Origin of the sequence: Streptomyces lincolnensis (genome assembly GCF_001685355.1) — a bacterium.
Classification (GTDB): Bacteria; Actinomycetota; Actinomycetes; order Streptomycetales; family Streptomycetaceae; genus Streptomyces; species Streptomyces lincolnensis.
Genome location: NZ_CP016438.1, coordinates 2,226,472 through 2,249,918 on the forward strand (window position 1 = coordinate 2,226,472; position 23,447 = coordinate 2,249,918).

At 69.4% G+C, this 23,447-nt stretch carries 19 protein-coding genes; 6 read left to right on the forward strand and 13 right to left on the reverse strand.

Going from position 1 to position 23,447, the window contains the following annotated elements:
• The first annotated feature begins 90 nt into the window (after nucleotides 1-90).
• Nucleotides 91-1,107: a LacI family DNA-binding transcriptional regulator gene (locus SLINC_RS09850; RefSeq protein WP_067429462.1), complete on the forward strand. Its 1,017-nt coding sequence runs from the start codon at nucleotides 91-93 to the stop codon at nucleotides 1,105-1,107.
• A 66-nt stretch (nucleotides 1,108-1,173) separates the two neighbouring features.
• On the opposite strand, the gene prcA is transcribed toward SLINC_RS09850, so the two are convergent.
• The 6 genes from prcA to arc all read right to left on the reverse strand — a co-directional run bounded on the left by prcA (nucleotide 1,174) and on the right by arc (nucleotide 7,244).
• Complete coding sequence (prcA, locus tag SLINC_RS09855) at nucleotides 1,174-1,911, reverse strand: proteasome subunit alpha (protein WP_067429466.1); 738 nt, start codon at nucleotides 1,909-1,911, stop codon at nucleotides 1,174-1,176.
• A gap of 63 nt (nucleotides 1,912-1,974) precedes the next feature.
• On the reverse strand, nucleotides 1,975-2,820 hold the full coding sequence (gene prcB / locus SLINC_RS09860) for a proteasome subunit beta (RefSeq protein ID WP_067429471.1): 846 nt from the start codon (nucleotides 2,818-2,820) through the stop codon (nucleotides 1,975-1,977).
• Nucleotides 2,772-3,290, reverse strand: coding sequence for an endonuclease VII domain-containing protein (locus SLINC_RS45780; RefSeq protein WP_079165099.1), 519 nt, complete (start codon nucleotides 3,288-3,290; stop codon nucleotides 2,772-2,774). The genes prcB and SLINC_RS45780 overlap by 49 nt, the downstream gene beginning before the upstream one ends.
• Nucleotides 3,291-3,355: 65 nt before the next feature.
• Entirely contained in the window at nucleotides 3,356-3,574 is a 219-nt protein-coding gene (locus SLINC_RS09865; protein ID WP_067429475.1) for a ubiquitin-like protein Pup, read from the reverse strand.
• 155 nt (nucleotides 3,575-3,729) lie between these two features.
• Complete coding sequence (gene dop / locus SLINC_RS09870) at nucleotides 3,730-5,241, reverse strand: depupylase/deamidase Dop (RefSeq protein ID WP_349768761.1); 1,512 nt, start codon at nucleotides 5,239-5,241, stop codon at nucleotides 3,730-3,732.
• Nucleotides 5,242-5,477: 236 nt separating this feature from the next.
• Nucleotides 5,478-7,244: a proteasome ATPase gene (arc, locus tag SLINC_RS09875; RefSeq protein WP_067429480.1), complete on the reverse strand. Its 1,767-nt coding sequence runs from the start codon at nucleotides 7,242-7,244 to the stop codon at nucleotides 5,478-5,480.
• A 244-nt stretch (nucleotides 7,245-7,488) separates the two neighbouring features.
• Here arc and SLINC_RS09880 point away from each other — a divergent pair, with 244 nt between their 5' ends.
• Nucleotides 7,489-7,794: a ferredoxin gene (locus tag SLINC_RS09880; protein ID WP_067429483.1), complete on the forward strand. Its 306-nt coding sequence runs from the start codon at nucleotides 7,489-7,491 to the stop codon at nucleotides 7,792-7,794.
• 58 nt (nucleotides 7,795-7,852) lie between these two features.
• Here SLINC_RS09880 and SLINC_RS09885 read toward each other — a convergent pair whose 3' ends face one another.
• From SLINC_RS09885 to SLINC_RS09895, 3 genes are all read right to left on the reverse strand, one after another.
• A complete protein-coding gene (locus SLINC_RS09885; RefSeq protein WP_067429486.1) occupies nucleotides 7,853-8,437 on the reverse strand; it encodes a hypothetical protein in 585 nt (194 codons plus the stop codon).
• Nucleotides 8,438-8,665: 228 nt separating this feature from the next.
• Nucleotides 8,666-9,568, reverse strand: coding sequence for a tRNA (adenine-N1)-methyltransferase (locus tag SLINC_RS09890; RefSeq protein WP_067429489.1), 903 nt, complete (start codon nucleotides 9,566-9,568; stop codon nucleotides 8,666-8,668).
• Between the two features lie 38 nt (nucleotides 9,569-9,606).
• A complete protein-coding gene (locus tag SLINC_RS09895; protein ID WP_067429494.1) occupies nucleotides 9,607-11,208 on the reverse strand; it encodes a site-2 protease family protein in 1,602 nt (533 codons plus the stop codon).
• Between the two features lie 175 nt (nucleotides 11,209-11,383).
• On the opposite strand from SLINC_RS09895, the gene SLINC_RS09900 reads away from it, so the two are divergent.
• Both SLINC_RS09900 and SLINC_RS09905 read left to right on the forward strand, forming a co-directional pair.
• The gene (locus SLINC_RS09900) at nucleotides 11,384-12,481 is read left to right on the forward strand and encodes a RecB family exonuclease (RefSeq protein ID WP_079164476.1); all 1,098 of its coding nucleotides are present in this window, start codon (nucleotides 11,384-11,386) and stop codon (nucleotides 12,479-12,481) included.
• 14 nt (nucleotides 12,482-12,495) lie between these two features.
• On the forward strand, nucleotides 12,496-13,167 hold the full coding sequence (locus tag SLINC_RS09905) for a response regulator (RefSeq protein ID WP_020141342.1): 672 nt from the start codon (nucleotides 12,496-12,498) through the stop codon (nucleotides 13,165-13,167).
• Between the two features lie 75 nt (nucleotides 13,168-13,242).
• On the opposite strand, the gene SLINC_RS09910 is transcribed toward SLINC_RS09905, so the two are convergent.
• The 4 genes from SLINC_RS09910 to metH all read right to left on the reverse strand — a co-directional run bounded on the left by SLINC_RS09910 (nucleotide 13,243) and on the right by metH (nucleotide 21,271).
• Nucleotides 13,243-14,823 (reverse strand): ABC transporter substrate-binding protein, encoded by a 1,581-nt coding sequence (locus SLINC_RS09910; protein ID WP_067429498.1) that lies wholly within the window; start codon nucleotides 14,821-14,823, stop codon nucleotides 13,243-13,245.
• A 70-nt stretch (nucleotides 14,824-14,893) separates the two neighbouring features.
• A complete protein-coding gene (locus tag SLINC_RS09915) occupies nucleotides 14,894-16,498 on the reverse strand; it encodes an ABC transporter substrate-binding protein (protein ID WP_067429501.1) in 1,605 nt (534 codons plus the stop codon).
• A 456-nt stretch (nucleotides 16,499-16,954) separates the two neighbouring features.
• Nucleotides 16,955-17,650 carry an HAD family hydrolase gene (locus SLINC_RS09920; RefSeq protein ID WP_067429504.1) on the reverse strand — a complete coding sequence of 232 codons (696 nt, stop codon included), beginning with the start codon at nucleotides 17,648-17,650 and terminating at the stop codon, nucleotides 16,955-16,957.
• A gap of 99 nt (nucleotides 17,651-17,749) precedes the next feature.
• A complete protein-coding gene (metH, locus tag SLINC_RS09925) occupies nucleotides 17,750-21,271 on the reverse strand; it encodes a methionine synthase (protein ID WP_067429507.1) in 3,522 nt (1,173 codons plus the stop codon).
• Between the two features lie 293 nt (nucleotides 21,272-21,564).
• On the opposite strand from metH, the gene SLINC_RS09930 reads away from it, so the two are divergent.
• Together SLINC_RS09930 and SLINC_RS09935 are read left to right on the forward strand one after the other, a co-directional pair.
• Nucleotides 21,565-22,338, forward strand: coding sequence for an IclR family transcriptional regulator (locus SLINC_RS09930; protein ID WP_067445191.1), 774 nt, complete (start codon nucleotides 21,565-21,567; stop codon nucleotides 22,336-22,338).
• A 291-nt stretch (nucleotides 22,339-22,629) separates the two neighbouring features.
• The gene (locus tag SLINC_RS09935; protein WP_067429511.1) at nucleotides 22,630-23,430 is read left to right on the forward strand and encodes an MIP/aquaporin family protein; all 801 of its coding nucleotides are present in this window, start codon (nucleotides 22,630-22,632) and stop codon (nucleotides 23,428-23,430) included.
• Nucleotides 23,431-23,447 lie beyond the last annotated feature (17 nt).

The following is a 23,447-nucleotide window of genomic DNA, read 5'->3' on the forward strand; positions in this document are numbered from 1 at the left end:
AGTGTTACGTATAACGTCCGCTCTCATACGTACCATGTGCGCTGTTCACCCGTCCATGCGAACGACCAGACAGAAGGGAGCGGACCCGCGGTGGCACGCAGCAGCACCCGCCCCACCAGCCGTGACGTCGCCCAGGCCGCCGGCGTCTCCCAGGCCGCGGTCTCCCTGGTGCTCGGCGACAAGTGGCGCGGCCGGGTGTCCGAGGCCACCGTCGAGCGCGTACGGCAGGCCGCGCGCGACCTCGGTTACCGACCCAACCTCGCCGCCCGCAACCTGCGCCTGGGCCGCACCCGCACGGTGCTGCTCGTGGTCCCGGCCCTGACGACCGAGTTCTTCGCCGGCGTCTACACCGGGGCCGCCCGGGTCGCCGCCGACCACGGCTTCGGTGTAGTGCTGTACCCGTCCCCCGAGGGCGTCGGCCCCGCCCGCGACCCCTTCGCCTCCGCCCAGGCCGCCCTGGACGGCGTCATCGCCTCCTCCATGGCCGCCGACGCCCTCACCGCGATCCGCGGCGACCAGCTGCCCCTGGTGATGCTCGACAGCGACCCCTCGGGAAGCCTCGGCGCGGCCACGGTCAACCTGGACATCACCGACGGCGTGCGGCAGGTCGCCGAGCATCTGCTGGGCCTCGGTCACCGCCGGTTCCTGCACCTCGCGGCCGACGTGCCGTCCTGGACCTTCGAGATCCGCGCGCGCGAGCTGGCGGCGCGCGTCGGGGCCGTCCCCGGCACCTCCGTTCGCACCGCCCGCGCACCGATCTCCATCGAGGGCGCCCTGGCCGCCGCCGAGGCCGCCCTGGCCGCCGCCGGTCCCCGGCCCACCGCCCTGGTCTGCGACGACGACAAGCTCGCGGCCGGCGCCTACAAGGCCGTACGGCGGCTCGGTCTGCGTGTGCCCGACGACGTCTCCGTCACCGGCCTGGACGACCTGGCCCTGGCCACCGCCCTCGACCCGGAGCTGACCACCGTGCGCCTGGACGCCGAGCTGTTCGGCGAACGGGGCATGCGGGCCCTGCTGGCCGTCCTGGAGGGCCGCACGCCCGAGGCGGGGGACATTCCCGTCGAGTTGGTCGTACGGGGCTCCACGGCACCGCCGAGCGCCTCCTGAACGCCCTGTGCCCCGGCCGAGTCGGGGGCCGGGGCACAGCGGGTTCAGCGGGTGGGGCGCACGGGGTCACTCCTCGTCGGAGCTCTCCGCCTCGGTGGTCGCTCCGCCGGCCTCCAGCAGACGATCGAGCTGGCGGCCGACGATGCGCTTGAACTTGCGCTGCTGCGGACGCGTCCGGTCCAGCACCGCGACCTCCAGGCGCTCCGCGGGAATCTCCCGCTGCGAGCCGTTCGTCTCACGGGACAGGGCCTGCACGGCCAGTTGCAGTGCCTCGGCCAGGCTCATGCCGTCCTGGTGGCGCTGGTCCAGATAGCTGCTGATCAACTCGGCGTTGCCGCCGACCGCGACCGAGCCGTGCTCGTCCACGATCGAACCGTCGTGCGGCAGCCGGTAGATCTGGTCGCCGTCCGGCGTCTCCCCGACCTCGGCCACGACCAGCTCCACCTCGTACGGCTTCTCGCCGGCCGAGGAGAAGATCGTGCCCAGCGTCTGGGCGTAGACGTTGGCGAGACCGCGGGCGGTCACGTCGTCACGGTCGTAGGTGTAGCCGCGCAGGTCCGCGTAGCGCACACCGCCGATCCGCAGGTTCTCGTACTCGTTGTACTTGCCGGCGGCGGCGAAGCCGATCCGGTCGTAGATCTCGCTGAACTTGTGCAGCGCGCGGGACGGGTTCTCGCCGACGAAGACAATGCCGTCGGCGTATTGCAGCACGACCAGGCTGCGGCCACGGGCGATGCCCTTGCGGGCGTACTCCGCCCGGTCGGCCATGGCCTGCTGGGGGGAGACATAGAACGGCGTCGACACCGGTTATCCGTCCCTTTCTGTCGGAGTCACTGGATCACCTTCAACAAGAACCGAACCCGCCGGCTAGAGCAGCGCGGCCCGCGGGCCGTCGGGCTGCTCCAGGCGTCGCTCCAGGATCGAGCGGGCGATCTCGGAGGACTCGTCGTCGGTGAGACGGCGGAAGCCGTCCTCGGTGATCACGGTGACGATCGGGTAGATCCGGCGGGCGACATCGGGACCACCGGTCGCCGAGTCGTCGTCAGCCGCGTCGTACAGGGCCTGCACCACGAGCATCGTGGCCTCGGCCTCGCTCAGACCGTCGTGGAAGAACTTCTTCATGGCCCCGCGCGCGAAGACCGAGCCGGAACCGGTGGCGGCGAAGTTGTGCTCCTCGGAGCGGCCGCCGGTGACGTCGTAGGAGAAGATCCGGCCCCTGCCCCGGTCCACGTCGAACCCGGCGAAGAGCGGGACCACGGCCAGGCCCTGCATCGCCATTCCCAGGTTCGACCGGATCATGGTCGACAGCCGGTTCGCCTTGCCCTCCAGCGACAGCTGGGCGCCCTCGACCTTCTCGAAGTGCTCCAGCTCCAGCTGGAAGAGCTTGACCATCTCGACGGCCAGGCCGGCGGTACCGGCGATGCCCACCGCCGAGTACTCGTCCGCCGGGAACACCTTCTCGATGTCCCGCTGCGCGATGACATTCCCCATCGTGGCCCGCCGGTCACCGGCGAGCACGACACCGCCGGGGAACGTCACGGCCACGATCGTGGTGCCGTGCGGCGCCTCGATCACGCCCTGGGTGGGCGGCAGTTGCCGGTTGCCCGGCAGGATCTCCGGCTGGTGCTCCGACAGGAAATCCATGAAGGACGACGATCCAGGCGTCAGGAAGGCAGCCGGTAGACGCCCGGTGCTACGAGTGTTGGCTTCCACGCGATTCCTTCCAAGTAAGCGGCGGCCCGACGGACGGCGTCGGGGTCATCTCCCAACTTGCCGATGGCCGAATTGCAGTTGAAGCACAGTACGCCTCGGACCCTACCCGTCTTGTGGCAGTGATCCACATGAACGGCAGGAGCCTTTAGACAGATCACGCAGAGCCCCATCTGAGACGCGACCATCTCGTCACGCTCGGCTTCGGTGAGGCCGTAGTGGCGCTTCAGGTGGCCTGCGCGCCCCTTGATCGCCTTACATGACTTGCAGAGTGTCGCGAAACCATCCGAAGCGCTGCGATTGCGCGTCCACTCACTGTGCGGTTTGATCTCGCCGCACGTACGGCAGTACTTGTGGCCGACGGGTACATCCACTCGCGGCCGAACGTTGCGCCCCTTGGCCACCTGCCGCGCCTTATTGCTTGCGAAGGCTGTCCGCGGCTTGTCCTCCTTGCACCGCGGACAGCTCTTCACGCCTTGCTCTTCTTGCACTCGAAGCCCCGTCAGCCACAAACCTTCGATTCGAAGGGAAAAGCGGCCTACTGTCCGCCTTTTTGCACAAATGAGCGAACGAAGTCCTCTGCGTTCTCCTCGAGCACATCATCGATTTCGTCCAGAACCGAGTCGACATCGTCGCTCAGCTTCTCCTGGCGCTCCTTGAGGTCTTCGGAACCCTGCGCCTCCGCAGTCTGCTCCTCGACCTCCTCGGTGTTGCGCGTTGCCTTCTGCTGTCCGCCGCCGGTGTCCTTGGTCGCCATAACCCCTCACCCCGCTCGGTTCGACGTTCTTGATCAGACCCTACAAGCAGGGTCCGACATCGGCCCCGCAGTCACTACAACGTACGGGGGCCATCTCGATGATTCCCTCTGGCCGGGTTTTCCACCCTGCCGGACCGTCCGGCATGCGTGCCCGCTCAGCCGCCCGACAGCACCCTGACCAGGTCTTCCGCCGTGCGACAGCGGTCCAGGAGCTCCTTGACGTGATTTCGCGTTCCGCGTAGCGGTTCCAGGGTTGGGACGCGCTGGAGGGAGTCGCGCCCCGGCAGGTCGAAGATGACCGAGTCCCAGGAGGCCGCCGCCACGTCGTCGGCGTACTGCTCCAGGCAGCGGCCGCGGAAGTACGCGCGGGTGTCCTCCGGGGGCTTCGTACGGGCCCGCTCGACGTCGGGCTCGGCCAGGAGCCGCTTGATGCGTCCGCGGGCCGCCAGACGGTTGTAGAGGCCCTTCTCGGCGCGCACGTCGGCGTACTGGAGGTCGAGGAGGTGGAGCTTGGCCGCGTCCCAGTCCAGGCCGTCCCGGCGCCGGTAGCCCTCCATGAGCTCCCGCTTGGCGACCCAGTCCAGCTCGCCGGCCAGACTCATCGGGTCGTTCTCCAGGCGGTTGAGGGTGTCCTCCCAGCGGGCCAGGACGTCCTTGGTCTGCTCGTCGGCGTCCGCGCCGTACCGCTCCTCCACGTACTTGCGGGACAGCTCGTAGTACTCCATCTGAAGCTGGACCGCGGTGAGTGTGCGGCCGCTGCGGAGCGTGATCAGCCGCTCCAGCGACGGATCGTGGGAGACCTGGTGAAGGGTGCGTACGGGCTGGTCCACCGCCAGGTCCACGGCGATGAAACCGTCCTCGATCATGGACAGGACGAGCGCCGTCGTGCCCAGCTTGAGGTAGGTGGAGATCTCCGAGAGGTTCGCGTCGCCAATGATCACGTGCAGGCGGCGGTACTTCTCGGCGTCGGCGTGCGGCTCGTCGCGGGTGTTGATGATCGGGCGCTTGAGCGTGGTCTCCAGGCCGACCTCGACCTCGAAGTAGTCCGCGCGCTGACTGAGCTGGAAGCCGTGCTCGTGGCCGTCCTGGCCGATGCCGACGCGGCCGGCGCCGGTGACGACCTGGCGGGAGACGAAGAAGGGCGTGAGGTGGCGCACGATGTCCGAGAAGGGGGTCTCCCGCTTCATCAGGTAGTTCTCGTGCGTGCCGTAGGAGGCGCCCTTGTTGTCGGTGTTGTTCTTGTAGAGGTGGATCGGCTGGGCGCCCGGGAGCTGCGCCGCGCGCTCGGCGGCCTCCGCCATGATGCGCTCGCCGGCCTTGTCCCACAGGACGGCGTCCATCGGGTTGGTCACCTCGGGAGCGCTGTACTCCGGGTGCGCGTGGTCCACGTACAGCCGCGCGCCGTTGGTGAGGATGACATTGGCGAGACCGATGTCCTCGTCGGTGAGCTGACTGGAGTCGGCGGCCTCGCGGGCGAGGTCGAAGCCCCGCGCGTCCCGCAGCGGGTTCTCCTCCTCGAAGTCCCAGCGGGCCCGCCGGGCCCGGTGCATCGCCGCCGCGTAGGCGTTGACGATCTGGGACGAGGTGAGCATGGCATTGGCGTTGGGGTGGCCGGGGACGGAGATCCCGTACTCCGTCTCGATACCCATTACTCGCCGTACGGTCATGCGGCCCTCCTTGCCCGGCGGCGCCCTCGGTCGGGGGCGGCGCTCAAGTACCGCTGGCGCTCCGGTGCGTGTGCGGTGCCCGTCCCCGCACTGCGCGACTCGGCGGTACCGAAGAGCCTAGAACGGCTTTGCGCTGGTGGGGAGATCATTTGCGTCATTGCCTTGGGGTCGAGCGTTCGCCTGAAAAACAGTCGGCTGCGGGTACCCGCTGAGGGCACCCGCAGCCGCCCTGTTTCTTACAGGTACTGACCGGTGTTGGCCACCGTGTCGATGGAGCGTCCGGTGTCCGCGCCCTGCTTTCCGGTGATCAGGGTACGGATGTAGACGATCCGCTCGCCCTTCTTTCCGGAGATACGGGCCCAGTCGTCCGGGTTGGTGGTGTTCGGCAGGTCCTCGTTCTCCTTGAACTCGTCCACGCAGGCCTGGAGGAGGTGGGAGACGCGCAGACCCTTCTGGCTGTGGTCGAGGAAGTCCTTGATCGCCATCTTCTTGGCGCGGCCCACGATGTTCTCGATCATGGCGCCGGAGTTGAAGTCCTTGAAGTAGAGGACTTCCTTGTCGCCGTTGGCGTAGGTGACTTCCAGGAAGCGGTTCTCCTCGGACTCGGCGTACATGTGTTCCACGGCCGTCTGGATCATGCTCTGGACGGTGGTGGTCCTGCTGCCGCTGTGCTCGCCGAGGTCGTCGGAGTGCAGCGGGAGGCGCTCGGTCAGGTACTTGCCGAAGATGTCCTTGGCGGCCTCGGCGTCGGGACGCTCGATCTTGATCTTCACGTCCAGGCGGCCGGGGCGCAGGATGGCGGGGTCGATCATGTCCTCGCGGTTGGAGGCACCGATCACGACCACGTTCTGGAGGCCTTCCACACCGTCGATCTCGGCGAGCAGCTGCGGGACGATGGTGTTCTCCACGTCCGAGCTGACACCGGAGCCACGGGTGCGGAACAGGGACTCCATCTCGTCGAAGAAGACGATGACGGGAGTGCCCTCGGAGGCCTTCTCACGTGCACGCTGGAAGACGAGGCGGATCTGCCGCTCGGTCTCGCCGACGTACTTGTTGAGGAGCTCCGGGCCCTTGATGTTGAGGAAGAAGCTCTTGCCGGTGGCCTGGCCGGTGACCTCGGCGACCTTCTTGGCCAGCGAGTTGGCGACGGCCTTGGCGATGAGCGTCTTGCCGCATCCGGGGGGCCCGTACAGCAGCACGCCCTTGGGCGGCCGCAGTTCGTGCTCCTTGAACAGGTCGGGGTAGAGGTACGGAAGCTCGACGGCGTCGCGGATGGCCTCGATCTGGCCACCGAGTCCACCGATCTGCTCGTAGCCGATGTCGGGGACCTCTTCGAGGACGAGCTCCTCGACCTCGCTCTTGGGAACGACCTCGTAGACGTAACCGGAGCGGGGTTCGAGCAGCAGGGCGTCGCCGGGGCGGATGGTGACGTCCATCAGCGGCTCGGCGAGCCGTACCACCCGTTCCTCGTCGGTGTGCCCCTGTACGAGGGCGCGCTCGCCGTCCTCGAGGATCTCCTTGAGGGTGACGATGTCGCCGACGCTCTCGTACTCCATGGCCTCGACCACGTTGAGAGCTTCGTTGAGCATCACTTCCTGGCCGCGCCTGAGCTCTTCGAGCTCGACGCTCGGGCTGACGTTCACCCGCAGCTTGCGGCCGCCGGTGAAGATGTCGGCCGTGCCGTCCTCGTTCGCTTCGAGGAAGACACCGAAGCCGGCCGGCGGCTGTGCGAGCCGGTCGACCTCCTCCTTGAGGGCCACGATCTGGTCGCGGGCCTCACGGAGCGTGTTCGCCAGCCGCTCGTTCTGCGCGGACACGCCGGCCAGATTGGTCTGCAGCTCGACGATCCGCTCTTCGAGAATCCTCGTGTGTCGCGGAGAGTCGGCGAGCTTGCGTCGCAGGACGGCGATCTCCTGCTCAAGGTAGGCAATCTGCCCGGCAGGGTCGTCGGACCCTCGTCCCGGGCGGATGCCGCGGTTCATGTCGTCGTCGTGGGCTGCCACGGTCCTCACCTCCTCCAAGGGGAGCTGGACGCTTCCAGACCCTACCTGGGTGGGTGTCGATTGAAACCCCTAGATCACAAAGACGGTCGGGGTGTGTCCGATCTTCACCCTTGCGCTCTCCCTCACGCCAGGGGAATACCCACCGAACATGATTGGAAAGCCGTCGGAGGTAGGGTCACAGTGTTCAACACCCGTCAGAGCTGGCCGGATTCCCGGAACGCTCTGTACTTAAACGGCAGGAGAGATGAGCGTGCAGCAGGAGGCCGAGGCCGGCGGCGAGGCACTGGAGGTCTGGATCGACCAGGACCTCTGCACCGGCGACGGCATCTGCGCCCAGTACGCGCCAGAGGTGTTCGAGCTGGACATCGACGGCCTCGCCTACGTGAAGGGATCCGACGACGAGTTGCTCCAGGACAAGGGCGCCACAACGCCCGTACCCCTGCCGCTTCTCACGGATGTGGTGGACTCGGCCAAGGAGTGTCCGGGGGACTGCATCCACGTGCGTCGGGTTTCGGACAGGGTCGAGGTCTACGGCCCCGACGTCGAGTGACCATATCGGCACACGGCGTCACTACTGTCTGATTTCTCACAGATGCCGGTGACCCGGCTCACACGTTCCCCGTGCCGGCCGGTGTCGAGCGGATGAACGAGCCGTTCTTCCAGCGCCACTTCGCGCTCTGCTTCACATCCGGGCAGCAACTGGGCACGTCGGACGTCGAGTAGCCGAGGAGCGTCGCGAGGACGGCGCCGTCCCGCAGCGCGAAGTCCGTGACCGTACGGCGGTCCTTGGGGTCGACGAGCGTGGCGACCACCCGGGGGGCGCCGGTCTCCTTGGCCCGGGTCAGGACGTACACACCGTCGGGCGGGGTGCCCATCGCCGCGTCGCAGTGCACCACCGCCACCGTCTCCGGCCGGCCGTCGCCGTCGAGGTCTCCGGTGGCCTTCTTCACGACGATGGCTTTCACCGGGCCGCACTCGATCGGGAACTCGACGCTCGCGGGATCCGGGGGCGTGGTGAAGGCCGGGGCGGGAGCCGTTCTGCTCTGCGGGCCGGCCGCCTGCGCCGCCGTCGCCGGGTCGGGCTGGAGCACCGAGGACAGGGCCACCACGCCGGCGATGGCCGTCGCGGTGGCGACCCAGTGGATCGGACGGGGGTGCGTGTGTGCCAGTTCCGGGACGGCGGAGTGCTGCACTAGGAAGTGTCTCCTGAGGGCTGTGCCGGTGGGATGGCCTGCATGGTGCCACACGTCACAGCCGGTACGGAACGGCGGGGTGGGGTTCCGGGGACGGAGGCTTACGGACTCCGGCGGGATGTCAAGAGGCGTCGGGCGGTACCAACACGAGGGCGCCGTGGCCGAGTTCCGGGTGATGACGGGAACTCGGCCACGGCGCCGCCGCGTTGAGCAGTTGGAGAGCCGGCCTCAGCGGCCGTTGCCTCCGTCGGCGTTGGGGCCGGTGTAGTCCTCGCCGTAGGCGCCCTTGGCGGGGCGGCGGCGGCGCATGGGCGGCTCGACGCCGTCGGCGAGGCGACGGGCGGTGAGCAGGAAGCCGGTGTGGCCGATCATCCGGTGGTCCGGGCGGACGGCCAGGCCCTCGACGTGCCAGTTGCGGATCATCGACTCCCAGGAGGTCGGCTCGTTGAAGGAGCCGATCTCGCGGATGGACTCCACGGTCCGCGCGAGCTGGGTGGTGGTGGCGACGTAGCAGCACAGGATGCCGCCGGGCACGAGCGCCTTGGAGACGGCCTCCAGGCACTCCCAGGGGGCGAGCATGTCGAGGATGACGCGGTCGACGTCGGCGTCGGACAGGTTGTCCTGGAGGTCGCCGACGGTGAGCTGCCAGGCGGGGTGCGGGCCGCCGAAGTAGCGCTCCACGTTCTGCCGCGCGATGTCCGCGAAGTCCTCGCGGCGCTCGTAGCTGTGCAGCATGCCCTGGTCGCCGATGGCCCGCAGCAGAAAGCTGCTGAGCGAGCCGGAGCCGACACCGGCTTCGACCACGCGTGCGCCGGGAAAGATGTCGGCGAAGGCGAGGATCTGCCCCGCGTCCTTCGGGTACACGACGGCTGCCCCGCGGGGCATGGACAGGACGTAGTCGGGGAGCAGGGGGCGCAGCGCGAGGTAGGCGACGTTCCCGGTGGTGCGGACAACGCTGCCCTCGGGAGCACCGATCAGTTCGTCGTGCGGGAAGGAACCCTTGTGGGTGTGGAAGTTCTTCCCGGCCTCGAGCGTGAACGTGTAGTGGCGGCCCTTGGGGTCGGTCAGCTGAACCTGGTCCCCGACCTTGAAGGGCCCGCGCCTGCGGGCGGCACCGGTCGGTTCGGACATGTGAACAGCCTACCGGTCCCGGCGGGGGCCGCCGACCACTAGGAGGGCCTGGCCATGGCCTTCACGAAGGCGCGTTCCACGTCGGCCGCGGACAGGACGCCGTAGATCTCGCCGGTGTCCTCCACCACCAGGTACTCGGTGGCCGGGGTGGCGCGCAGGGCGTCCAGCAGGTCCTCCCCCGCCAGTTCCGCCGAGACGCGCATGCCGTCCGTCAGGTCCTGGGCGAGGCCGCTGACGGCGACCCAGGGGCGGCGGTGTTCGGGTACGCCGACGATGGCGGCCTCGCGGACGAGGGAGAGGGGATGGCCGTCGGCGTCCACGACGACCAGGGCGCGGGCTCCGGCGGCGTTGGCGCGGCGCAGGGCCTCCGAGAGGGGGGTGTCGGTCTCGACGGGGACCGCGCGGCGGGTCAGGGTGCGGGCGCGCAGCTCGGGCAGGTGTTCGCGCAGGCGGGCCATGCGCAGGCTGTTCCCGGCGCCGGTCCAGATGATCGCGGCGAGGATCGCGGCGAGCAGGGCGTCCATGACGGTGTCCATGCCGACGTTGTCCTCGGCGTTGGAGCCGAGCGCCCCGGACTGGGTGAGCAGGGGCAGGCCGATCAGGACGGAGACGGCGAGGGCGCGGCCGACCCAGGCGGCGGCGACGGTGCCGCTCATGGGCTTGCCGGTGATCTTCCAGATGACCGCGCGGAGCATGCGGCCGCCGTCGAGGGGCAGGCCGGGCAGCAGGTTGAAGGCGGCGACGATCAGGTTGGAGACCATCAGGCCGGCCAGCAGGACGCCGGGGACCGTGCCGGGCTCGACCGGCTGCATGGCCAGGTAGAAGAGGCCGGAGAGGGCGAGGGAGAGCAGCGGGCCGACGAAGGCCAGCCAGAACTCCCGGCCCGGGGTCTCGGCCTCCTTCTCGATCTCGGAGACGCCGCCGAAGAACTGGAGCTGGATGCGGCGGACCGGGAGCTTGAAGCGGAGGGCGGCGACCGTGTGGGCCAGTTCGTGGACCAGGACGGAGGCGTAGAAGGCGACAGCGAAGAAGAGGGAGACGAGATAGCGGGCGGCGCCGAGCTCGGGCAGGACCCGGTCGAGCTGGCCGCCGAACACCCAGGTGATCAGGGCCGCGACGAGGAACCAGCTGGGCGCCACGTACACGGGCACGCCGAACGGCCGGCCCATCAGCAGCCCGCCCCCGGGGCCCCGCTCCCGCCGGGGAGGACGGCCCTTGGCGAGACCGCTGTGGGCGAGGGTCCGGTCACCGGCGGGCTGGGGGTGCTCAGGGTGACCCGTGTGCGCTTCGTGCCGGTGCTGTTCGGTGCCGGCGGGCTGCTCGCCGGCCTTGCCCTCGGGGGCGGCGGGCTCGGGGGCCGCGTGCTCGGGGGTGGTCTTCTCCTCGGAGGGTCCCTGGTCGCTCGGCCCTCCGCCGCTCGATCCGTGGCCGGCGCCGGCATCCGGGGTCTCCGGCGGGACGTCCACCTTCCGTACGACCATGGTCGGTTCGTCGACGGGAGGGGCCTCGCCGGTGTCGGTGCCCTGCGGGGGCGGACCGGGGCGTGCGGGGCCGGTGGCCGGGGTCGCAGGTGCTGCGTGGCGCTCGGTCGGCTCGTCGTTGCCGGACCGCGGCTGCCCGCTCCCGCCGCTCTCGTCCACGGTTTCCCCTCGTTCGAAGCGTCTTCCGCGCCTGCCGGGCGGAAGGGTCTCGGGTCGATGGTATGCGGCCGTCGCGACGCGTTCCGCCCCGGCACCCCCTGTGTTTCCACAGCCGTCGCACCGGTCACGGCGGCGGCTGGGTCACTGTCAGTGGCGGGCCGTATGGTCTGGGGTCATGGAGACGAGCACCGAGGGCGTCGCGGACACCGCCGACGAGGGCACCACGCAGGCGGACGAGCCGGCGCCGGACCCGACGGCCCCGCCCACACGCGTGGACACGGCGGACATCCCGGGACCAGCAGCCACCACCGAGGCCGAGACCGAGACCGAAGCCGAGGTGCAGCGCCCCGTCGCCATACCGCCCGCCTCCCTGTCCCCCTCCCGTGCGGGCGACTTCATGCAGTGCCCGTTGCTGTACCGGTTCCGGGTGATCGACCGGCTGCCGGAGAAGCCGAGCGAGGCGGCGACGCGGGGCACGCTGGTGCACGCGGTGCTGGAGCGGATGTTCGACGCCCCGGCCGCCGAGCGGACCGCGCCCCGCGCCAAGTCGCTCGTCCCCGGCCAGTGGGACCGGCTCCGGGAGTCGCGGCCCGAGGTCGTCGAACTGTTCGCGGACGATCCGGAGGGCGAGCGGCTGGCGCGCTGGCTGGGTGAGGCGGAGCAGCTCGTGGAGCGCTGGTTCACGCTGGAGGACCCGACCCGGCTGGAGCCGGTCGAGCGCGAGCTGTTCGTCGAGGCGGTGCTGGACTCGGGGCTGAAGCTGCGCGGGATCATCGACCGCGTCGACGTGGCGCCGACCGGCGAGGTGCGGATCGTCGACTACAAGACGGGCAAGGCGCCCCGCCCCGAGTACGCCGAGGGCGCCCTGTTCCAGATGAAGTTCTACGCCCTGGTCGTGTGGCGCCTGAAGAACGTGGTCCCGCGCCGGCTCCAGCTCGTCTATCTCGGCAGCGGTGACGTCGTGACCTACGACCCCGTCCTCGCTGACCTGGAGCGTGTCGAGCGCAAGCTGCACGCGCTGTGGGAGGCGATCCGGGAGGCCACCGAGACCGGGGAGTGGCGGCCGCGGCCCACCAAGCTGTGCGGCTGGTGCGACCACCAGGCGCACTGCCCGGAGTTCGGCGGCACTCCCCCGCCGTATCCGCTGCCCGTGCGGGGCGCCGTGCCGGACGCGGCCGGGGGTCCGGGAGTCGTCCCCCGTGCGGAACAGGCGGTTCCCGTGAGGGCGGCCGAGTCCGGCGGCGCGCCGCAGGGCAGAATGGGGCCGGACTAGCGAAGGAGACTTACGTGGCCATCCGCGTCCTACTGGTCGACGACCAGCCGCTGCTGCGCACCGGCTTCCGGATGATTCTGGAGGCCGAGCAGGACATCGCGGTCGTGGGCGAGGCCGGAGACGGCCTTCAGGCTCTCGACCAGGTGCGGGCTCTTCAGCCCGATGTGGTTCTGATGGACATCCGTATGCCGCGGATGGACGGTGTGGAGGCGACCCGGCAGATCACCGGTCCCGGGCGGGACGGCCCGGCCAAGGTGCTGGTGCTGACCACCTTCGACCTCGACGAGTACGTGGTGGAGGCGCTGCGGGCGGGCGCCAGCGGCTTCCTGCTCAAGGACGCCCCGGCCAACGAGCTGGTGCAGGCGATCCGGGTGGTGGCGGCGGGCGAGGCGATGCTCGCGCCGAGCATCACGCGCCGGCTGCTGGACAAGTACGCCACGCATCTGCCGTCCGGCGACGAACCGGTCCCGGACACCCTGCACACGCTCACCGACCGTGAGGTCGAGGTGCTGAAGCTGGTGGCGCGCGGGCTGTCCAACGCCGAGATCGCCGCCGACCTCTTCGTCAGCGAGACCACGGTCAAGACGCACGTGGGCCATGTGCTGACCAAGCTGGGGCTGCGCGACCGGGTGCAGGCCGCGGTGTACGCGTACGAGAGCGGCCTGGTGCGTCCCGGCGCCCAGTGACCGCACGCGGTACTACGACGAGGAGGGCGTCCCCTGCCTTCGGGGGGCGCCCTCCTCGCGTGTGCGGGTTCTCGCTCAGGCCTTGCTGAGCTCCCAGAACCGGAACACGGTCGAGGCGTCCAGGCAGTACTCGAGGCCGTAGACGCCCTCGCGGGTGACCGCGTACTGCTTGGCCTGCCAGACCGGGAGGACGGGCAGGTCGTCGGCGACGATGTCCTGGAGCTTGCCGTAGTCCTCGTCGGTGGCCGAGCGGTCGGACTGGGCGGCGGTCTGCGGGATCAGCGTGCCGGTGATCGCGCTGTTGGTGTAGTTGTTGCCCAGCACGTTGCCCTTGCCGAAGAAGGGGGCCGTGAAGTTGTCGGCGTCCGGGTAGTCGGGCACCCAGCCCTTGACGTAGACGCCGTACTTGCCGGCGGCGATGTCCTTCTCGTACTCGGGGAAGGCGACGGACTTGACGTCGGCGTCGAACAGGCCGCTGTCGTTGAGCTGCTGGGCTATCCCCTTGAGCAGGGCGTCGGTGGCCGGGCCGTAGCGGGCCGGGGTCGACCAGAGGGTCAGCTTCACCTTGTCGGTGATGCCGTCGGACCGGAGGGCCTCGGCGGCCTTGGCCTTGGAGGGGCGGGCGCCGTAGGTGTCGAAGAAGGCCGTGTTGTGGCCGGAGATGCCGGCCGGGATGATCGAGTACAGCGCGGTGGCCGTGCCCTGGTAGACCTCGTGGATCAGCGCGTCGCGGTCGATCAGGTAGGCCATGGCCTGGCGGACGCCGAGCTGTCCGGCGACCGGGTCCTTCATGTTGAAGACGAGGTGCTGGACCTCGGCGCTGCTGCCCTCGACGAGTTCGACGCCGGTGCTGGCTCCGCCCTTCTCGATCTCGGCGATGTCGTTCGCGCCGAGACCGCGGTAGGCGATGTCGACCTGCTCGTCGACCAGGGCCTTCTTGAGGGCGCTCTGGTCGCCGTGGAAGAACTTCAGCGTCACGCCGGAGTTGCGTACGTCGGCGGTGCCCTTGTAGTTCTCGTTGACCGAGAAGACGGCCTCGTCGTCGCCGAAGGAGTCCAGCTTGTAGGGGCCGGAGCCGATCGCCTTGCCGTCCTCGCGCAGCCCCTTCTCGTCGTACTGGGTGTGGTCGACGATGGAGCCGGCGCCGGAGGCGATCTTGCTCGGGAAGGTCGCGTCGGGCGTGTTGAGGCGGAAGACGACCGTCTTCGCGTCCGGCGTCTCGACCTCGTCGAGCATGGGGAACATGATCGCGGGGCCGGCGTCGTCGTTGATGTTCAGCATGCGGTCGAAGGAGAACTTGACGTCCTTCGAGGTGAGCGCGTCACCGTTGCTGAACTTGAGGCCGTCGTTCAGGGTGCACTGGTAGACCTGGGTCCGCGCGTCCGTGAAGGAGCACTTCTTCGCCAGCTCGGGCTGCGGTTCGGTGCTCCCCTTGGGAAAGCTGAGCAGGGACTGGAAGACGTTGTTGAACAACAGCCAGGAGCCGGGGTCGTAGCCGGACGCGGGATCGGTGGCCAGGACGTCGTCGGACATCCCCATCACCACCGAGGAGCCGGTCCCCCCGGACCCCCCTGACTCCGTTCCGCAGGCGGTCAACAGGCCGGAGGCCAGTCCTGCCATGATCGGCAGGACCGGCCACTGGGTGCGCATGTTCACGTAGGAATGCCTTGTCGTCGGTGTGCGGGACCCCGGGGCCACCCTCCCCGGCCCCGGGCACGGGAGACTGTCAGCCGCTCACACCGCGGCCGAGCTCCCACAGCTGAAGCGTCGAGGAGGAGTTGAGCGCGTACGCGGTCCCCGTGATGTCGTCGCGTGCGGCCACGTACTGCTTGCCCTGCCACAGCGGGAGGACGGGAACGTCGGAGGCGACGATGTCCTGAATGTTCGTCAGGCTGGCGGCGGCGGACAGCCGGTCCGACTCGCGGCGGGACTCCGGGATCAGCGTGTTGCGGATCTGGCTGTTCACGTACGGCGAACCGATGGTGTTGTCCTTGTCCAGGAACGGCGCGAGGTAGTTGTCGGCGTCCGGGAAGTCGGGGAACCAGCCCATGCCGTAGACGTCGTACTCGCCCTTCTTCTCGGCGGGACGGAAGGTCGACCAGGGGGCGCCCTCGATGCCGACGCGGAACAGGCCGGTGTCGTTGAGCTGCTTCTTGAGCACCTCGAACTCCTGCTTGGTGGCCGGGCCGTAGTGGTCGGTCGTGTAGTGCAGGGTGAGCTTCACCGGGGTGGAGATGCCGGCCTTGGTCAGCAGGGACTTGGCCTTGGTGACGCTCGGCTCGCCGTACTCGTTGAAGAACGAGTTGGAGTGGCCGGTGATGCTGGCCGGGACCATCGAGTACAGCGGCTCGGCCTGCGAGCCGTAGACCTTGGCGACGAGTTCGCTGCGGTTGACGACCTGGGCCATCGCCTCACGGACCGCCCTGGACTTCACGGACGGCGCGTCGGTGTTGAAGCCGAGGTAGCGGATCTCCAGGCCGGGCAGTTCGACGAGGTCCACGTCACCGCCGGTCTCGTTGCCGAGCTTGGTGATCTGCTCGGGCGACATGGTGCGGGTCATGAGGTCGATGTCCCCCTTCTCCAGCGCGGCGCCCATGGCGTCCGCGTCCTCGAAGGAGCGCAGGTCGACCTCGTCGTTGTTCACCTTGAGCGTCCCCTTGTAGTCGGGGTTCTTGGTGAAGACGGCGTCGGCCAGCTCGTCGTTCTTGACGTCGGCCTTCATGGTGTACGGGCCGGAGCCGTTGACGTCGAAGCCGTCGCGCAGCTTGTTCTTCTCGTAGTCGTCGGGGTTGACGATGCCGGCGACCGGGGTCGACAGCTTGTACGGGAAGGTGGCGTCGGCGGTCTTGAGGTGGAAGATGACCTCGCGGTCGCCCTGGGTCTCGACGGTGTCGATGGTGGACAGCAGGGCGAAGACACCGCTGTCGGCCTTCAGGGCCAGGGCGCGCTCGATGGAGAACTTCACGTCCTCGGCGGTGATGGCCTTGCCGTTCGAGAACTTCAGGCCCTCGCGCAGGGTGCAGGCGTAGCGCTCGTTGCCGGTGTCGGTGAAGCCGCACTTCTCGGCGGCCTCGGGGACCGGGTCGCCGTCGCCCTTCGGCAGGATCATCAGGGTCTGCACGGTCTGGCGCAGGATGTTCCAGGAGCCGACGTCGTAGGCGTAGGCCGGGTCGAGGGGGGCGGGGGCGTCGCTCGTGGCGCTGAACCGGTCGGTCGTGCCGACGACGATCGCACCGTCGCTGCCGCTCCCGCCGTCGGACCCACCGCAGGCTGCGAGCACCGGTGCGAGCAGACCGATCACGGCCGGCAGCACCAAAGACTTGCGGTTCATGCTCGACGTTCTCCAGAGCTAGAGTCCGTGTACCCGGCATGCATGGGTGGAGATGCCGGTCACGGGGTAAGGGCGATGTTCTCAGCAGGAGGTTAGTCCGCACCTGCACGAGGGTTCGCAACGGCCGGAGTTGAGGGCCCATCACGCAGCGGAATCAGGCGTGGACGGACCGAACACCCGAGGGCGGAAGGATTGGTGCAGGCTTTCACCAACCGGGACACAAGGGTCTGTCCGAATGTCCCGAACGGGGGTCTCCAGCACACCTGTCCGACCCTGTCGATCCCGCGGGGCGTGGGGAACCTCACATACTCAACGGTGTGGAGTCACACCGGAATTCGGCCATCCTGTGCGGTTGGAATTACCCACGGACACACCCTTCGGAATTCCCCGCTATCGGCTCCGTACGCTGAGTGAACGCCCGGTGCATTTCCGTCGGCAAGGGGCTGCTCCTCGCCGTCAGAGCGTCATCAGACCGCGCAGAAAAGTCAGGTCCACCTCTTCGAGCGAGGTCACGACCGTCCGCCGCGGGGCCGGGGCGATGGGCGCGACGGAGGGCACCGCCACCACCTGGCAGCCCGCCGCCTCGGCCGCGGCGACCCCGGTCGCGGTGTCCTCGACGACCGCGCAGCGGGCCGGATCGGCGCCGAGTCCGGCGGCGGCGACCAGGTAGGGGTCGGGGTGCGGCTTGGTGCGCGGCACCTCGTCGCCGGCCACGGTCAACGCGAAGTACTGCGGGCCGAGCGAGGCGAGGACCCGGTCGATGATCCGCCGGTGCGAGGCGGAGACCAGCGCCGTGGGGATGTCGTGCGCGGCGAGTTCGGCCAGCAGCCGGGTGGCCCCGGGCATCAGCGGCAGCGCGCGGTCGATGCGGGCCTCGAAGCCCTGGTTGAGGAGCACCGTGAGTTCGGGAAGGGCGATGTCGGCGCCGGTGGCCTCGATGAGGAATCCGGCGCTGCGGGTCATCGGTCCGCCGACCACGACATGGCGCCAGGAGTCGTCGAGCGTGTGTCCGAGACCGGCGAAGACCTCGACCTCCACGTCCCACCAGAAACCCTCGGTGTCCACCAGGGTTCCGTCCATGTCGAGGAGCACGGCCTGGAGCGCGGAGCCTTCGGCCGTACGGGTTGCGGGTGCGGGAACCGTGCTGGTCATCCACGTACCTCCTGGAGGGACGAGCAGGCCGGTCGCCTCCCCTTTCACACAGAGAGGCAACCGGCCTGCAGTGGACCGACCAGTGTACGACTGATCCGATCAGCGTGCGTTGAAGTACTTCGCCTCGGGGTGATGGATCACGATGGCGTCGGTGGACTGCTCCGGGTGCAGCTGGAACTCCTCCGACAGCTGGACTCCGATGCGCTCGGGCCGCAGCAGGTCGGCGATCTTGGCGCGGTCCTCCAGGTTCGGGCAGGCGCCGTAGCCGAGGGAGAAACGGGCGCCGCGGTACTTCAGGGCGAACATGTCCTCGATCTCGTTCGGGTCCTCGCCCGCGTAGCCGAGCTCCGACCGCACACGGGCGTGCCAGTACTCGGCGAGCGCCTCGGCCAACTGCACGGACAGGCCGTGCAGTTCGAGGTAGTCGCGGTAGGCGTTGGACTCGAAGAGCTTCGCGGTCTCCTCGCCGATCCGGGAGCCGACGGTGACGACCTGGAGGCCGACGACGTCCGTCTGGCCCGACTCCTCCGGGCGGAAGAAGTCGGCCAGACACAGCCGGCGGCCACGGCGCTGGCGCGGGAAGGTGAAGCGGGTGCGCTCGTTGCCCTCCTCGTCCAGGATGATCAGGTCGTCGTCCTTGGACACGCACGGGAAGTAGCCGTAGACGACGGCCGCCTCCAGCAGGTTCTCGGTCTGGAGCTTGTCCAGCAGACCGCGCAGCCGCGGCCGGCCCTCGGTCTCGACGAGTTCCTCGTACGACGGTCCCTCGCCGGTTCGGGCCTGCTTGAGGCCCCACTGGCCCTTGAACAGGGCGCCCTCGTCGAGCCAGGAGGCGTACTCCTTGAGCTGGATGCCCTTGATGACGCGGGTGTCCCAGAACGGCGGGGTGGGCACCGGGTTGTCGACGGAGACGTCGGAGCGGACCGCGCCCTCCTCCGGCACGGACTCCTCGACCTGTACGGCGGACGCCCGCACCCGGCGCTGCTTGAGCTCCGGCAGCTTGGCCCCGGGCACGCCCCGCTTGACGCCGATGAGGGCGTCCATCAGACGCAGGCCCTCGAAGGCGTCGCGGGCGTAGCGGACCTCGCCCTCGTAGATCTCGTGCAGGTCCTGTTCGACGTAGGCCCTGGTCAGGGCGGCGCCGCCGAGGATGACCGGGAAGTCGGCGGCCAGGCCGCGCTGGTTGAGCTCCTCCAGGTTCTCCTTCATGATCACCGTGGACTTGACCAGGAGCCCGGACATGCCGATGACGTCGGCGCGGTGCTCGGCGGCGGCGTCCAGGATCGCGGAGACCGGCTGCTTGATGCCGAGGTTGACGACGTTGTAGCCGTTGTTGGACAGGATGATGTCGACGAGGTTCTTGCCGATGTCGTGGACGTCGCCGCGGACCGTGGCGAGCACGATGGTGCCCTTGCCCGCCTCGTCGCCCTCGACCTTCTCCATGTGCGGTTCGAGGTAGGCGACCGCGGTCTTCATGACCTCGGCGGACTGCAGCACGAACGGCAGCTGCATCTGACCGGAGCCGAACAACTCGCCGACGACCTTCATGCCGTCCAGGAGGGTCGCGTTGACGATGTCCAGGGCGGGGCGCTCCTGGAGCGCCGCGTCGAGGTCGGCCTCCAGTCCGTTCTTCTCGCCGTCGATGATGCGGCGCTTGAGGCGCTCGTCCAGCGGGAGGGCCGCGAGCTCCTCGGCCCGGCCGGCCTTGAGGGACTTGGCGGTGGCGCCCTCGAAGAGCTGCATGAGCTTCTGGAGCGGGTCGTAGCCCTCGGCGCGGCGGTCGTGGATGAGGTCGAGGGCCGTCTGGACCTCTTCCTCGGTGAAGCGGGCGATCGGCAGGATCTTGGACGCGTGCACGATCGCCGAGTCCAGGCCCGCCTTGACGCACTCGTCCAAGAACACCGAGTTGAGCAGGATGCGGGCGGCCGGGTTGAGGCCGAAGGAGATGTTGGACAGACCGAGGGTGGTCTGGACGTCCGGGTGGCGGCGCTTGAGTTCGCGGATCGCCTCGATGGTGGCGATGCCGTCCTTGCGGGACTCCTCCTGACCGGTGCAGATGGTGAAGGTCAGGGTGTCGATGAGGATGTCGGACTCGTGGATGCCCCAGTTGCCGGTGAGGTCGTCGATCAGCCGCTCGGCGATGGCGACCTTGTTCTCGACGGTGCGGGCCTGGCCCTCCTCGTCGATGGTCAGCGCGATCAGCGCGGCGCCGTGCTCCTGCGCGAGCTTGGTGACCTTCGCGAAGCGGGACTCGGGGCCGTCGCCGTCCTCGTAGTTGACCGAGTTGATGACCGCGCGGCCGCCGAGCTTCTCCAGACCGGCGCGGATGACGGGAACCTCGGTGGAGTCCAGGACGATCGGCAGGGTGGAGGCGGTGGCGAAGCGGCCGGCCAGCTCCTCCATGTCGGCGACGCCGTCGCGGCCCACGTAGTCCACGCACAGGTCGAGCATGTGCGCGCCCTCGCGGATCTGCTCGCGCGCCATCTCCACGCAGTCGTCCCAGCGGGCCTCCAGCATGGCCTCGCGGAACTTCTTCGAGCCGTTGGCGTTGGTGCGCTCGCCGATGGCCAGGTACGAGGTGTCCTGGCGGAACGGGACCGTCTGGTAGAGCGAGGCGGCACCGGGCTCGGGGCGCGGGTCGCGGGCGGTGGGGGTGAGGTCCCGGACGCGCTCGACGACCTGGCGCAGGTGCTCGGGGGTGGTGCCGCAGCAGCCGCCGATGAGGGAGAGGCCGTACTCGTGGACGAACGTCTCCTGGGCGTCGGCGAGTTCCGGGGCCGACAGCGGGTAGTGGGCGCCGTCCTTGCCCAGGACGGGCAGACCGGCGTTCGGCATGCACGACAGCGGGATGCGGGAGTGGCGGGCCAGATAGCGCAGGTGCTCGCTCATCTCGGCCGGGCCGGTGGCGCAGTTCAGGCCGATCAGGTCGATGCCGAGCGGCTCCAGTGCGGTGAGCGCGGCGCCGATCTCCGAGCCGAGCAGCATCGTGCCGGTCGTCTCCACCGTCACGGACACGATCAGCGGGACCTCGTACCCGGCCGTCTCCATGGCCCGGCGCGCGGCCAGCACGGACGCCTTGGTCTGCAACAGGTCCTGGGTGGTCTCCACCAGCAGGGCGTCGGCGCCGCCGGCGAGCAGCCCCTCGGCGTTCTGCTGGTAGGCGTCGCGGATGGCGCCGAAGGTGGTGTGGCCGAGCGTGGGCAGCTTGGTGCCGGGGCCCATCGAGCCCAGCACCCAGCGCTGCCGGCCGTCACGGGCGGCGAACTCGTCGGCCGTGTCCCGGGCGATGCGGGCGCCGGCCTCGGACAGCTCGGTGACGCGCTCGGGGATGTCGTACTCGCCCAGCGCGGTGAGGTTGGCGCCGAAGGTGTTGGTCTCCACGCAGTCGACGCCTGCGGCGAAGTACTCGGAGTGCACGGAGCGCACGATGTCGGGGCGGGTGACGTTCAGGACCTCGTTGCAGCCCTCGAGCTGCTGGAAGTCGTCGAGCGTGGGCTCCTGGGCCTGGAGCATGGTGCCCATCGCCCCGTCGGCGACCACCACGCGGGTGGCGAGTGCCTCACGGAGGGCGGACGCACGGGTCCGGCTGTCGGCGGAAGGGGTCGGTGGCAACGAGGCCATGAAAGGGCTCCCTCAGGTGCGACGGCTGTCGGCTTTCCGGTGCCCGGGCGACGTCCCGCGGTGGGCACACGCCGCCAGGGTAGCCGGGTCCCGGCCCGGATGGTCAGGCGGTCCACGGGACGGACCAGGATGGCGCGCGCGTCACCATCGGCGTACGAGTGACGCAACAGTTGGGGACCGACCATTGGCAGGAGGTCGGCATGGACCGGTAGTGTTCGACATTGCCGAACGATGGCAGCGGCGGCGGTGACGCCAAGGGCACGGTCGTCGAAGGGGACGGAGGCAGGACGGCGATGGCACGGAACATCCAGTCGCTCGAACGGGCGGCCGCGATGCTGCGGCTCCTCGCGGGCGGCGAACGGAGACTCGGCCTGTCGGACATCGCCTCGTCGCTGGGCCTGGCCAAGGGCACTGCGCACGGCATCCTGCGCACCCTCCAGCAGGAGGGCTTCGTGGAGCAGGACGACGCCTCCGGGCGCTATCAGCTCGGCGCCGAACTGCTGCGCCTGGGCACCACCTACCTGGATGTGCACGAACTGCGGGCGCGCGCCCTGGTGTGGACCGACGACCTGGCCCGTTCCAGCGGCGAGAGCGTCCATCTGGGCGTTCTGCACCAGCAGGGCGTGCTGATCGTGCACCACGTCTTCCGGCCCGACGACAGCCGGCAGGTCCTGGAGATCGGGGCCATGCAGCCGCTGCACTCCACGGCGCTGGGCAAGGTGCTGTCGGCCTACGACCCGGTCGCGCACAGCGAGGCGGTGGAGAGCGACCGCAAGCCGTACACCGACCGCACGATCTGCGACCTGGACAGCTTCGAGCAGCTCCTGGACGTCACGCGCGCGCGGGGGTACGCGGCCGACGTCGAGGAGACCTGGGAGGGCGTCGCGTCCGTCGCCGCGCCGATCCACGACCGGCGGCGCATGCCGGTGGGCGCGGTCGGCATCACCGGAGCGGTGGAGCGGCTGTGCCGGGACGACGACAAGGGCGCGCTGCGGCCCGAGCTGATCGCGGCGGTGCGGGACTGCGCCCGCGCGGTCTCGCGGGATCTGGGCGCCGGGCGGTTCTGAGGCCCGTACCACCAGGCAGGACGCGAGAAGAGCCGGGACGCCGCGGGCGTTCCGGCCCTCGTTGTGCGCCGGACATGCCGAAGCCGGCCGGTCGGCGGAAGATCGACAACACGGGGCAATCAGTAACGATCGTGTTTTCGACAACAGAACTCTTGACGTGCCTGTAACGCCGGAGCAAGACTCCCGTCCATCGGTCGACATTGTCGAACACCGACCGGCAATAGGCGTTACAGTGGTACGACGCCAAGGGCCGGCAGCTCTCCCCCTGGACGAAGGACAAAGGAGTCGCGGGTGTCCAGCTCCGACATCTTCATCGGCGAGACCATCGGTACCGCCATACTCATCCTGCTCGGCGGCGGCGTGTGCGCGGCCGTCACGCTGAAGGCCTCCAAGGCACGCAACGCCGGCTGGCTCGCCATCACCTTCGGGTGGGGTTTCGCCGTTCTGACGGCCGTCTACACCTCCGCGCCGCTCTCCGGCGCCCACCTCAACCCGGCCGTGACGCTCGCGCTCGCGCTCAAGAAGGACGGGATCCCCTGGGGCGACGTCCCGATCTACTGGGGTGGGCAACTGCTCGGCGCCATGATCGGTGCCGCCCTGGTCTGGGTCGCCTACTACGGCCAGTTCCACGCGCACCTCACTGACAAGGAGATCGTCGGTGCCCCGGGCGCGCAGGCCACCAAGGCCAAGGCCGTCGAGGCGCAGGAGAAGGGCGCGGGACCCGTCCTGGGCATCTTCTCCACCGGTCCCGAGGTCCGGGTCGCCTGGCAGAACGTCGCCACCGAGGTCATCGGCACCATCGTGCTGGTGCTCGCCGTCCTCACGCAGGGCCTGAACGGCGACGGCAAGGGCCTGGGCACCCTGGGTGCCCTGATCACCGCCCTCGTGGTCGTCTCGATCGGTCTGTCCCTGGGCGGTCCGACGGGCTACGCGATCAACCCGGCCCGTGACCTCGGTCCGCGTATCGTGCACGCCCTCCTGCCCCTGCCCAACAAGGGCGGCTCCGACTGGGGCTACGCCTGGGTCCCGGTGGTCGGTCCGCTGCTCGGCGGCGCCATCGCTGCGGGCATCTACAACGTCGCCTTCGCCTAGAGCGACCGAAACAGTCG